Annotated in this window: 8 protein-coding genes and 2 pseudogenes; 3 read left to right on the plus strand and 7 right to left on the minus strand. The window is 62.3% G+C overall.

Annotated elements, in window-relative coordinates:
• Nucleotides 1–701 precede the first annotated feature (701 nt).
• Entirely contained in the window at nt 702–2,924 is a 2,223-nt protein-coding gene (locus tag QRN25_RS25760) for a glycosyltransferase family 4 protein (protein WP_350224271.1), read from the plus strand.
• Nucleotides 2,911–4,221: a glycoside hydrolase family 130 protein gene (locus tag QRN25_RS25765; RefSeq protein ID WP_285022381.1), complete on the plus strand. Its 1,311-nt coding sequence runs from the start codon at nt 2,911–2,913 to the stop codon at nt 4,219–4,221. The genes QRN25_RS25760 and QRN25_RS25765 overlap by 14 nt, the downstream gene beginning before the upstream one ends.
• Nucleotides 4,222–4,604: 383 nt before the next feature.
• Here QRN25_RS25765 and QRN25_RS25770 read toward each other — a convergent pair whose 3' ends face one another.
• The 5 genes and pseudogenes from QRN25_RS25770 to QRN25_RS25790 all read right to left on the minus strand — a co-directional run bounded on the left by QRN25_RS25770 (nt 4,605) and on the right by QRN25_RS25790 (nt 10,906).
• The gene (locus QRN25_RS25770; protein WP_271184316.1) at nt 4,605–5,111 is read right to left on the minus strand and encodes a TonB-dependent receptor plug domain-containing protein; all 507 of its coding nucleotides are present in this window, start codon (nt 5,109–5,111) and stop codon (nt 4,605–4,607) included.
• A 14-nt stretch (nt 5,112–5,125) separates the two neighbouring features.
• Nucleotides 5,126–6,160 (minus strand): Ca2+-dependent phosphoinositide-specific phospholipase C, encoded by a 1,035-nt coding sequence (locus QRN25_RS25775; RefSeq protein ID WP_285022382.1) that lies wholly within the window; start codon nt 6,158–6,160, stop codon nt 5,126–5,128.
• Between the two features lie 104 nt (nt 6,161–6,264).
• Nucleotides 6,265–8,913, minus strand: a complete 2,649-nt coding sequence (locus QRN25_RS25780) for a TonB-dependent receptor (RefSeq protein WP_285022383.1) — start codon at nt 8,911–8,913, stop codon at nt 6,265–6,267.
• A 96-nt stretch (nt 8,914–9,009) separates the two neighbouring features.
• Nucleotides 9,010–9,785 (minus strand): annotated as a pseudogene (locus QRN25_RS25785) (IS5 family transposase).
• 275 nt (nt 9,786–10,060) lie between these two features.
• Nucleotides 10,061–10,906: an oxidoreductase gene (locus QRN25_RS25790; RefSeq protein WP_271184313.1), complete on the minus strand. Its 846-nt coding sequence runs from the start codon at nt 10,904–10,906 to the stop codon at nt 10,061–10,063.
• A gap of 50 nt (nt 10,907–10,956) precedes the next feature.
• Between QRN25_RS25790 and QRN25_RS25795 the strand changes: the two genes are divergently transcribed.
• Nucleotides 10,957–11,547, plus strand: coding sequence for a TetR/AcrR family transcriptional regulator (locus QRN25_RS25795; RefSeq protein WP_271184312.1), 591 nt, complete (start codon nt 10,957–10,959; stop codon nt 11,545–11,547).
• Nucleotides 11,548–11,804: 257 nt separating this feature from the next.
• On the opposite strand, the pseudogene QRN25_RS25800 reads toward QRN25_RS25795, so the two are convergent.
• A pseudogene (locus QRN25_RS25800) lies at nt 11,805–11,975 on the minus strand (FecR domain-containing protein); the annotation flags it as partial.
• A gap of 16 nt (nt 11,976–11,991) precedes the next feature.
• Nucleotides 11,992–12,263: transposase (locus QRN25_RS25805; RefSeq protein WP_285022387.1), on the minus strand; the 272-nt coding region annotated here is incomplete at its 5' end.

Genomic DNA, 12,263 nt, shown 5'->3' on the forward strand with positions numbered 1-12,263 from the left:
TATCCACCAAAACCCACGCCTCCCTGCGGGCTTCAGCGCTTTTCACACACGACTATCTACGGGCTCTCATGTTTGCAGGATCGTACAATCCACCAAATTAGTCACGAGTGGCGTTGTCTAAACGGCGATGCGATAGTTGCTCGGCAGCCACTCCCGCACCCGACCCTTATCGGTCGTTCGGAGGCGATTTTTCGCTGCCCAGGTACGGGCGGACAGCTTTCCGTTTTTTAGCAAGGGGCGGAAATACCTTCCTTGAGGCGCGGTGATCGTCGGGCTTTTAGGGTTTATCGGGCTTCGGTTTGGGGAATTCGGCATCAGGTGGCAGTCGTTGGCGGACAGAACTGCAGCGTGGCGGATTCCTCGCATAGCTAGGCCCTCGCTATTAGTTCTGGCAGACGAACCAGATTGTACGCCGCAACGGTCAGCGTGAAGTTCCATTTTACGCGGTCTTGCCCTCGATGCCAGGTCTTGCACTTGTTTCTGGCTTCCCATCATTCCGGATCGCACATGCATCGGACCGTCTCATTTTGCAGCGCGGCATGAAACTGAATCGACGCCGGTGACTTGAGGAGAGGTGTTCATTTCTCGTTCAAGGTCTGCACATGGTACGCTTGCCGTTTTCCCAAGACCCTGAGTTCGGGCGCGAAGTCGCTGACATCCATTCCATCTTCGAGGCTAGTGGCACAAAACCTCAAAAACAGATGCGTGTGGCACTTGTAGGCAATTTCGTCCCTCGCAAATGCGGTATCGCCACGTTCACGACCGACGTATTTGAGAAGCTTTGCGAATTTCATCGGGAAATCGCGGTGGACGTTTATGCGCTGGATGATTCGGAAAGTCCTCTTGAATATACGGACGTAGCGGACACCATCGCGCGCAGCGATCCGCAGGATTATGCCCGCGTCGCCCGCCGGATCAACGAGGCCGGGGTAGACGCAGTCTGGCTTCAGCACGAGTACGGCATCTTCGGCGGGCCTGACGGCGAGATGGTCGTTCAGTTCGTCGATCGGCTGGCCGCACCTTTGGTGCTGACCCTCCACACGGTGCTGGGAGAGCCTTCCGCGCGCCAGGGCCGCATTCTGCGCCACCTCGTGGCCCGCGCCTCGCGTATCATGGTGATGTCGCGTCACTCGCGCGACTTGCTTGAGAGCGAATACGGTGCACCGCCAGGCATTCTGGAAGTTATCGACCACGGCGCGCCGGACCGGCCATTCGGCCGTCAGGAAGAATTCAAGTCGATGCTGGGCTTGTCAGGCCGCAAGGTGCTCATGACATTCGGGCTGCTTGGCCCCGGCAAGGGGCTGGAACACGCGATCCGCTCACTCCCCGCGATAGTGGCACGCCACCCCGAGGCACTCTACCGCATAGTCGGCGCAACCCATCCGAACCTTGTTGCCGAGGAAGGCGAGGCCTATCGCGACAAGCTCATAGCCTTGGCCGAACATCTCGGCGTCGCCGATTATATCATGTGGGACAACCGCTTCCTCGACACGCCTGAATTACTCGACCAATTGGAAGCGTGTGACATTTACCTCACGCCCTATCCGGGGCTGGAGCAATCCACATCCGGAACTCTGAGCTACGCGGTGGCGCTGGGCAAGGCTGTCATCTCAACGCCCTATGTCCATGCGCGCGAACTGCTTGCGCAGGATGTCGGCCGGCTGATCCGCCCGCGCTCGAGCGAAGCCATTGCCGAAGCCGTCAATGCCCTGCTCGACGCGCCGGAAGCGATGGCCGCCATGCAACGACGTGCCTACGGCCGCGGGCGCGCCACGATCTGGCCGCAGTTCGCCGAGGCCTCCGCGCGTTTGGTCGCTCGCGCGGTCGCGCCCCAGCGGGCGGCGCCGCCAGCCACCGCCATTCCGGGGCTCGCCGCAGTGCTGGCGATGAGCGATGCGACAGGCATGCTCCAGCATTCAATCGGCGTGGTTCCAGACCGCCGCCACGGCTACTGCCTCGACGACAATGCCCGCGCGCTCATGCTGATGAACGTGGCGCAGGGTCTGTCCGCAGCGGAGCGGATGAAGTGGACGCTCGCCTATGCCGCCTTCGTGCAATCCGCCTGGAACCCCGATCTCGGGCGTTTTCGAAACTTCATGCGGTTCGACCGCAGTTGGTGTGAGGATGAAGGCTCCGAGGACTCGAATGGGCGGGCGATCTGGACACTGGGCGAGACTTATGCGTGCGCACCCGATGACGGCGTCGCTGACTGGGCGCTTCATCTCTACGACGATGTGAACAAGAACATGGCGCCACTGGGATCACCCCGAGCAATCGCTTTTGCCATGCTTGGCGCCTGCGCCGTACTGCGCCGCGATCCGGAGCACCGCGCCTCCCGCGATGCTGCCGCGCGCGGCGGCGACATCCTGATGCGTCTTCTGGGCGAAGGGCGGCGGCCGGACTGGGCGTGGTTCGAAGCCGTGATCGGCTACGACAATCCGCGCCTGCCGCAGGCCCTGATCGAAGCCGGCGCATTGCTGGGGCAGGAACACTGGACCGACGCAGGACTGGAAACGCTGGAATGGATATGTGCCCAGCAGGTCTCGGCGAAGCGCCAGTTCCGGCCAATCGGCTCGGAAAGCTTCCATAAGGAGCACAATTACCTGCCTTTCGACCAGCAGCCGCTGGAAGCGCAGGCGGCGATCGAGGCTGCGGGCTCGGCATGGCGCGTAACCGGCAACACATTCTGGCGCGAGCATGCGATGATGGCATGGCGGTGGTTCTTCGGCGACAATGACCGAGGTGCGATCCTTGCTGACATTGCGACGGGGCGTTGCCGGGATGGGGTAACTCCGCGCGGTGCCAACGCGAATTGCGGTGCGGAATCGATACTGGCCTTTCAGTTGTCGCATTATGCGCTTATGGAAATGCTCCCTCTGTCCACCCCGCTCCCGCGGGAAGGAGGAATGCTTGAACCGGCCTGAAAATGTTTGGTCTGAGCCGCTTCGTATCTTCGAGACGCGTCTGCACGCCGATCCGGCGCGCGTGGTTATACGCCCTTTCCATCTCGGCTGGCAGGCGAAGAATGCGCCCGGAGGTCGGGCGCTGGCCCTGGTGGATGACATCGCCGCGCTCACCGAGGAGCGCGCTGCGCTAGAGTACGAGCGCGTGCTGCGCGACTTCAAGGAACGCCACTGGCAGACCGAAAGGATTTTCGCCTGCCGCTTCGATGAAGTGGCAAGCAACCTTGGCCTCGATCCCTCCCTGTTCTCGGAAACCAAGCAGCGGCTGATCGGCTCGTATTTCTGCCATGAGTATACCTTCGCCGCAGCTGCGCTCATGAATCCGTCGATCGTCCCTTCCCCCGACCAGACAGGACTGCATGGCGGCTGCGTGCGCTTCATCATGAGCCTGCGCGCGGTGGGCGAAGGCCACATCAGCTCGATCGCCTTTCGCGAGGGTATCGCGGAATGCAGTGGCGATTTCCGGCTCTGGCCCCAGGCCGCCTTCGCGACATCGGTGGAACTTGACGAGGAAGACCAGTTCGATGCCGACTGTTCGGTGTCGGTCCACCGCCACACGGAATCGAGCCTGTCCAACACGGTGATCTTCCCGATAACCGAGCAGCAGCGCGGCGGCCTGGAGGATCTGCGCCTGGTGCGCTTCGATCATGGCGGCGGCGATTTCGAATGGGTCGGTACCTACACCGCCTATTCCGGCAGTTCGATCCGGTCGGAATTGCTGCGCACCCGTGATTTCCAGCGTTTCGATCTCGAACCGATCCGGGGGGAGGCGGGCCGCAACAAGGGCATGGCCCTGTTCCCTAAGAAGATCGACGGACAATTCGCCATGGTCGGGCGGCAGGACGGCAAGAACCTGTTCCTGCTCAAATCGGACACCATCGATACGTGGGACGACGAGGGCGTCTTGCTGATGGAGCCCAAGTACCCCTGGGAATTCATCCAGATCGGCAATTGCGGCAGCCCGATCCCGATCGATGAAGGCTGGCTGATGTTCACGCACGGAGTCGGCGCCATGCGCAAGTATGCCCTCGGCTGTGCGCTGCTCGATCGTAGCGACCCCAGTAAGGTGCTCGCTCGTACGCCCGAGCCGGTGCTCACGGCGGAAAATGCGGACCGTTCGGGTTACGTGCCCAATGTCATCTACACCTGCGGCGCGCTCAAGGTCGAGGATCGGTTGCTAATACCCTATGGCATATCCGACAGTACCGTGGGCTTCGCGACCTGTTCGATAGAATCCCTGCTTGCGATGATGGAGTGAACTGGGAAACAGGCGAGGACGTTGTTCGAAAAGGCGAACTTCAAGTAATCAGTGCGCCGATACAGCGCCAGTGCGAACCAACTGGAACGATTGGTAGCATCGCTTAATGAGGGAATGTCGGCTATCCAATATTCAACCGAAATCGGCGGGTCGAAGATCCCAAATTCAGTCGTGCAGGTCGATGGGAGCGAGGACCTGCTGAACGGCAGGTTCTGTGAAAAACATCTGCGAGACCAAACGACTTGAACGGGTGCAAGCAATTATTCTGCCGTCGACCCTTCTAAGTCCCTCAGCACCACAATTTCGTTCACTACGTTCGGACCGTCCGCTACTCCGGCGGGTGTCGACAAAACTAGGCCCTCTGTAGCATGCCAGATGCATGGCTAAATTTGCCGCTGATCGGGAAGCAGCATGAGGCCGGGGCGATTGGCCGACACGCTGCGCTGAGAGGACAGGATGCCCTCGATATCCTGGTATTGGTATGCTGCAACGAGAGCGCCGCTGCTCCAGATCTTTCCTGCGACGAGGCCGTATTGCTGGCGCCAGCCGGCTCCGTCAGTGGCGCCCCCCAGATCGGCGCGGGCTTCCACACCGTCAAAGTCGCGCCGCAGGATGACATTGACGACGCCCGCCACCGCGTCGGCCCCGTAGATCTCGGAGGCGCCATCGGGGACGACCTCCATTCTCTCGACGATGCCAAGCGGTATCGCGGAGATATCGAGGCCTTGCCGCGATCCGGCACAGGCAGCGCGGCGCGCGAATCCCGTGCCGCATGACCAGCACGGCCTGTCCGTCACCAGATCGGGACGAACCGGTTCACGCGCCGCCGCCGGCTGGACCAGCCCGACTGCTGCTAATGCCGGAACGGCGAACTTGCGCCAGCCTTTCATCTCAGCCTTTCATCTCAGGGCTTGATCGTGCAGGCGCTGGTCACGCGCACCGGATTGCAGCGCGCCATGGCACCGTCCGGCAGGGTCACGCTGAAGTGCAGGCCAAGCGGATCGGGTGCGCCCGGATAATAATCCGTGCTCACCGCTTGTGCGCCGCTTTGCTCCGCCGCCCGTGTCTTGGCGAAGTCATGAGCCCGCGCCTCGACGGTGTTGGCGTCGGTGCGGGTGCGGATGATCACGCCGGATTTCACCCAATCACGGATCTTCGCCCCGTCTACAAGCGGATCCTGCACGATCTGGATCGCGCTTTCCGCCTCGCCATCGGGATACCAGCCGAACATCGCCCGGCCGCGCAGCGAAGGATGGCCCGAACGGTAAGCGTCCGAAACGGCACTGCGCACATCGAACAGGACGTAGATGCGTCCTCGCGCTGCCTTGAGGGTCGGCCAGCCGGTGGTCTTCACCGCCTGGGCCAGAGTTGCGGCCTTGCCGCGCACCTCGTCAGGCGTGATGAGCCGCTTGCCGGGCAATGCCTTGCGGATTTCCGCGTCCAGCGCATCGAGCAGTCCCGCATTATCGAGCGGCAGGGGCTGTGTAAGGCCATGCGTGTTGGGCGTGTCGGCGGCGTTGAGGGTAATCATGATCGGCAGATGGCCGGGATGCGCGCGCGACCAGCCATCTACTTCGCCAAGACACCGGATTAGTGTGGCGCAGACGACGTGATAGTCGACATCGGGGATATGCTGGACCTTGAAGCCAGGCTTCAGCATCGCCGCCTGATCGAACCCGTCCTCACGTGCGTGCGCCCGTTCGGCGTCCGAAAGCAGCGCCTCGCCCTTCGGGTGGGCAAACCGGCCACCCTTGGGGTCCGCGAATATGTCGATTTCCAGCTGCCGGACGCCTGCGTCGAGCTGGGCGCTCAGCGGCAGGTGGTAATAGTCCAGCGCCTCGGCCATCTTCGGATCGCGGCCGCGCAGTTCAGCCATGATGGCGGCTGGAATGCGCGTCTTGTAGCTGTTGTGCGAACCAATGACCTGAATGTCATTCATCCGCAGTGCTTCGCCCTCACCCGCAGAGGCCGGGGAGGCCGAAGCCCCCCCGAACGCCAGTGCCGCCAGCAGGATTGCGGTGCTTTTTGCCCTGACGCCGCGCATCAGAATTCGGCCCGCGCGCCGAACAGGATCGTGCGGCCGTAGTCGTTGATGTCGCCGTAGCGGATCGGCAGGTCGTTGTAGGTGTACTGGCGGGCCTTGGCGATGTTGATCGCTTCCAGGCTGAGCGTCACGTTGCTGGTCAGACGGTAGGCCAGCGAGCCGTCGAGCGAGCCGAACGAGGCGGTGTAGGTCGGAGCCTGCATGGTGCTGCCGGTGCCCGACAGGTAACGGTCGCGCCAGACGTAGGACAGGCGGGTCGAGATCGGGCCCTTCTCGAAGAAGCCGACCACGTTGAAGCTGTTCTTCGACAGGCCGATCATCTCGTCCTTGATGACGCGCGAACCGGCGGTGTAGTCCGCCTTGACCGAGGTGCGGGTGTACGACGCCTGGAAGCCCAGACCGTCGAACGGCTGCGGCAGGAAGGTGAAGACCTGCTGGTAGGCGGCCTCGAAGCCGTAGACCTTGGCGTCGCCGCCGTTGACCTGCGTGCTCAGCTGCACCGTGCCGCGCCCCGGAATGTCGATCGGCACGTTCTGCTGGGTGATGTAGTCATCCATCGCCTTGTAGAACACCGCGCCGGTGAGCGAGCCGGATTTGCTGAAGTACCATTCCAGCGAGCCGTCGAACTGCGTGGCGAGGAACGGCACGAGGTCCGGGTTGCCGCCGCTGGCGGTCGGCGCGTCGGTCGAGATGGTAATGCGCGGGGCGCTGTCGGTCACGTTCGGACGGGTCAGTACGCGGCTGGCGCTAAGTCGACCGATGAACGACGGCGTCAGTTCGGCGCGCAAGTTGAAGCTGGGCAGGACGTTGTTGAACGTCTTGGGATAGCTCACCGGGGTGATCGTGTTGCCGGTGCGCAAGTTGCCGCTGGCGACCTGATCGGTGTGGACATAGCGCAGGCCCACGTTGCCGGTGATCGGAACCGAACCCAGCGAGAAGTCGTAGTCCGCACGCACATAGGCGCTCAGAATCTTCTCGGTGGTGCGGAACGAAGCGGCGAGGTCGGCCGGGGTCAGCGCCGAATTTTCGACATCCGAAGTGAAGAACGCATCCAGATAGGCGCTGGTCACCGGCACCAGGAAGTTGCGCGGGATGTTGCCGCCAAGGCCGCCGAGGTAATCGTCGAACGGCAGCTGCTCGTAGGCGCCCGAACCGAGGCTCGACAGCGGCGTGCCCGCCACGGGGTTCACGATGAAGTCGCGGCGCGAATAGTCGCGCTTGCGGAACTGGTACTCGCCGCCGACCGCGATCTTCGAGAGGAAGCCGTCGAAATCATGGGCAACGTCGCCGCGGGCATAGAAGTTCCAGTCCTTGCTGTTCTTGGGCGCGATGTTGAACTGGTAGAGCTGGTAATTGGCGGGATTGGTCGGATCGACGGTGGTGTTGAAGTCCGGCACTTCCTTGTAGCCGCGCGTCGCATCGTACGTCAGCGGCGCGAAGAACATGGCGCGGCTGCGCACGGTGCCGACGTCGTAGCTGGGGTGATAGCTGTGCGCGTAGGACCAGTTCACCGTGCCTGCAACATGCCAGGCATCATGGTCCCACGTCTGGCGCAGCCCGACGTTGAACAAGTCGTGGCGGTTGAGGCTGTACTCGCGCGAGGCCATGAAGCGCACGTCGTTGATCGTCGCCTTCACCACGGTATCGCCGTCGATCACGGTGCTGCCCGGCACGATGGTCGGGCGGTGACCGGCGACGCTGGTGTCGTCGGGATAGATGTCGAGACCGAATTCGTCGTAAGCCACGTCGAGGCGGGTGGCGAGGACGTTCAGCGTCGTCGTCATCTCCGGGTTCGGGCGCCACTGCATCGACAGCATGCCCGAAAGACGCTCGCGCTTTTCGGTCTCGACCGTGGCGCGGGTGCGGGTGGGCAGGTAGAGCCCGGTCTGGCCGAGCTGCGAGGCGAAGCGGTCCTTGTACCAACCGGCGTTGTACCAGCGGTCGTTGCGCACGTCCTTGGCCCAGTACTGGGCACCGACGAGGATGCCGAAGGTGTCGTCCTTGTTGACCCAGCTGGTGATGAGCGTAGCGTTCGGCTTAACCTTGCCGGTCTGCTCGGTATACGTGCCGCGCAAGTTGAGCGTGGTCTTGGTGCCGACGTCGAAGGGCTCGAAGGTCTTGACGTTGATGTTGCCGCCCAGCGCGCCCTCGGTCATGTCGCCGGTGGGCGTCTTTACCACGTCGATGCTGGAGGTGAACTCGGCAGGGAGCATCTCGAAGCGGAACTGGCGACCGGCGGCGCCGCCGTTCTCGATCACTTCGTTCACCGCCACCGGGCTGCCGTTCAGCAGGGTGTTCTGGAACTGCGGGCCAAGGCCACGAACGCTGACGTTCAGGCCTTCACCGCGCGGACGGGTGATGGCGACGCCGGTGACCAGCTGCAGCGCTTCAGCGACGTTCTGGGTGGGGAACTTGCCAATGTCGGTCGAATTGATCGAGTCCACCTGGTACGACGCGGTGCGCTTCGCCTCGGTCGCGGCGCGCAGGCTGCGAGCGTAGCTGCCGGTGACAACGATGTCCTCGCCGTTGATTTCGCCTGCCGTTGCTGACGTCGGTGCCGGTATCGTCTGGGCCGAAGCCGAAGCGGCAATGCAGGCGAACAGGATTACCGACGCTGACGACGCCAGCGCACGCTTGGTGATACGCATTGAGATTTGCCCCGAAATGAATGAATTCGTTTGCAGGGGCAGCCACTAGGCGGCGAGAATGACAGTTCCGCGTCCCGGCCATGACGATTCGATGAATTATGATATAAATGAGAAATATTTCTCTTTGTAGCTAAGGCTCAGGACTGATTGATTGATCCAGAAGGTGATGGTTGCGGCAATGCAGATAGCGGAAATGATGGTGCGCGCGCATTGGTCGTAGCGAGTATGGATGCGGTGCCAATCCGTGAGCCTGGCGAACATGTTCTCGATTCTGCGGCGTTGGCGATTGAGCATAGCATCATGTGTTATAGGGACCTTTCGGTTCCTCTTTGACGGGATGCAGGCGGTGATGTCTGCGCTCTGCGAGCGCCTTGCGGAACCAGTCGGTACATAGCCTCAGTCGCCGAGCAGAGCTTTGGCGTGAGGCAAGGCGTCGAGCATCAAGGCAGCGCCTTTGAAGTCGCTCATCTGTCCCTCGCTGAGCAGCATGATCAACGGCATGCCTCTGCCGTCGCATACGATATTGGAACTTGAAGTTCAGGCCGCCTCTGGTGCGTCCGATACTTCGGGGGAACAGCCCCTTTTTGAGTAGGCTGGCGGCTGTTCGGTGCGCTTTCAAATGGGTAGCATTGATCATTAACTGGTCGGGCTTGCCGCCCTGCGCCGAAAGGGCGGCGACGATCTTTAAATACCCCGAGGCGGCTCCAACGAACAAAGCGATTGTAGATCGTCTTGGGTGGACCATAGTCGGCAGGAGCATCGCGCCATCGCAAGCCGTTCCTGATAACAAAGATGATGCCGCTGATGATCCGGCGATCATCCACTCGTGGCAAGCCGTGCGACGGCGGAGAATACGGCTCGATCCGGCGCATCTGCGCCTCCGAAAGTCAGATCAGATCACTTATCGCAACGCCTCCTTGCGCCACCATTAAATCAACCGATCTTCTGCTCTGCAAAACATTTTAATAGCTCCTGAGCCTAGATAAGTGATGCCGGAGCAGAACGGGGGGTAATCCGGCCATGACGCGCGAACATTTAGGCCGCCAGCGGAATGCGGGCAGGCTGCCGAGCGTATGCACCCTGCTCAAGGGCGCTATTCAAAACATCGTCTATCTCTTTCGCTTAGGGGACGATCGGTCCTTAACGGTCAGAGCACAAAGCTAGTGGACTGCGACAGCCCGCGCCACTGCGCGATTTCCGCTTCCATGCCGTCAAGTTTGCTTCGGACGAGGTCCAGCGCATCGTGCCCCAGAAACAGGCGCGTCGGCGGGGCTGGCGCCTCCACCAGCGCCAGCAAAGCCCGCGCCGCACGCGCCGGATCGCCGGGCTGGTGCCCGCTTTTGGCCTGACGCGCTACCCGGATAGGGTCCATGATCGCGTCATAGTCGGCAATGCTGCGCGGAGCGCGGTCCATCGACCGCCCGGCCCAGTCGGTGCGGAACTGGCCGGGCGCCAGAGCCGTCACCCGGATGCCGAAGGGCGCTACTTCCTTACCCAGCGCTTCGGAAATCCCCTCCAACGCGAACTTGCTTCCGCAATAGAAGCTGATGCCGGGCATGGTAATGAACCCGCCCATCGACGTCACGTTGATGATATGGCCGCGCCGCCGCTCGCGCATGCCGGGCAAGAGCGCCTTGATCATTGCCACGGGGCCGAAAACATTAGCGGCGAACTGGCGTTGCAGGTCGTCCATCGACGATTCCTCCAGCGCCCCCTCATGGCCATAGCCGGCATTGTTGACGAGCACATCGATCGGTCCGACCCGCTGCTCTGCAGCCGCCACCATGTCCGCAACCGCGTCCAGATGCGTCACGTCCAGCAACAACGGATGCGTCCGGCCGGGCGCAAGCGCCGCAAAGCTCTCGGCATCGGCGGGTGTCCGCACAGTGCCGATGACGACATGATCGGCGCCCAGCGCGCCCTCGGCAAAGGCCCGGCCCAGACCCGAACTGACGCCGGTGATCAGGAAAGTCTTTGGGATGGCTACTGACATGGCTTACTCCATGATTCGAACATCAACTATATCATGATATATTTATTGAGATGACGTCTATCAAGCCCCCCTCGACCGGTTCGCGTGGTGAACCGGTGCGCAATCGAGTCATCGATGCGGCCGAGCACCTGCTGCGCGATGGCAAAGCGGAATTTTCCATGCGTGATCTGGCGACGGAAGCGGGTGTCAGTTTCGCCACACCGTTCAACCAATTCGGCAGCAAGGCCGCGATCATGCATGCCCTGTCGGCGCGGCGGATCGCAACCGCGACCCAGAGGTTCGCGGACAAGCCCCGCCTTGACAATGCCGGCCAGCGCGTTTTGCTGGCGGTTGCCACGATGGTTGAGTTGATGTTGGAAGAACCGCGTGTGAACCGCGCGGTGATGGGATGGCTCGGCACGTCGGGGCCGACACATGGCGAAGTGCTGGCGCAGTCCACCGCCCTATGGACCCTGGCGCTCGGGACGGGCGAGGGCCTGAGCGAGAACGGACAGGATCAAGCGCTACCGGCTTTGGCAAGGCACCTGGCCTTCGCCTTTCGCGGCGTGTTGTCCTTCTGGACTGCTGGCGAACTACCGGACGAGGAACTCGCAGCCAATGCCCGCAACGTGGCCAGCGCCTTGCTGAAGTTGCCCAGCTGAATGACTGACCGGCTAAACGTCAGCGCCGCAATGCGCGCCTGCCCCAGCCGCAGCGGCGCCGCGCTGTAGCGGCCGAGGCGCTCGACCGCACGCCCGAGCGGCATTACCTGCGCATCGAGCCAGTCGCTCTGCCAGTCCCCTGCAGCCGGATCGAACGTGCCGTGGCCGGTGATCGCCGATGCCCCGACCATGGCCCATTGCCGGGCCGGAACCACCAGCCGCTCGCCAGATGCGGCCTCGAGCCCGACTTTGCCCGAGAAGACCCGCAACTCGCTGCCGTCGCCGCTGTGATCGACGCTGAAGCTGGTGCCGAGCGCGGTCATGCGGGCCTGCGACGTGTGTACTTCGAAGGAGCGCTCCGGATCGTGCCGAACGTCGAAGCGCGCGGCGGCCCCGCGCGAAGTCCACAGCCACGCGCGAGGACGCATCTAGGGCGTAGACTCATTACCCGTTGCACCAGAGACGTGCGCAAATGAGCTTGATGGCCGCGAGATAGTTGGCAGCGTCCTTGTCGTATCGCGTGGCGATGCCCCGGAACTGCTTGATCCGATTAAAGAAGCGCTCGACGAGATTACGCTGGCGGTAGAGCCATGATGAGAAGCCGAAGCGCTGCTTACGGTTGGAGCGGTTGGGAATGTTGGCCCAGATGTTTCGGGCCGCCGCTATCACATGTTCATTCTGCCCATGTCGGGCAGATGGTAGAGTTTCACTACCGT

Source organism: Novosphingobium sp. fls2-241-R2A-195, from assembly GCF_030209485.1.
Taxonomy (GTDB): domain Bacteria; phylum Pseudomonadota; class Alphaproteobacteria; order Sphingomonadales; family Sphingomonadaceae; genus Novosphingobium; species Novosphingobium resinovorum.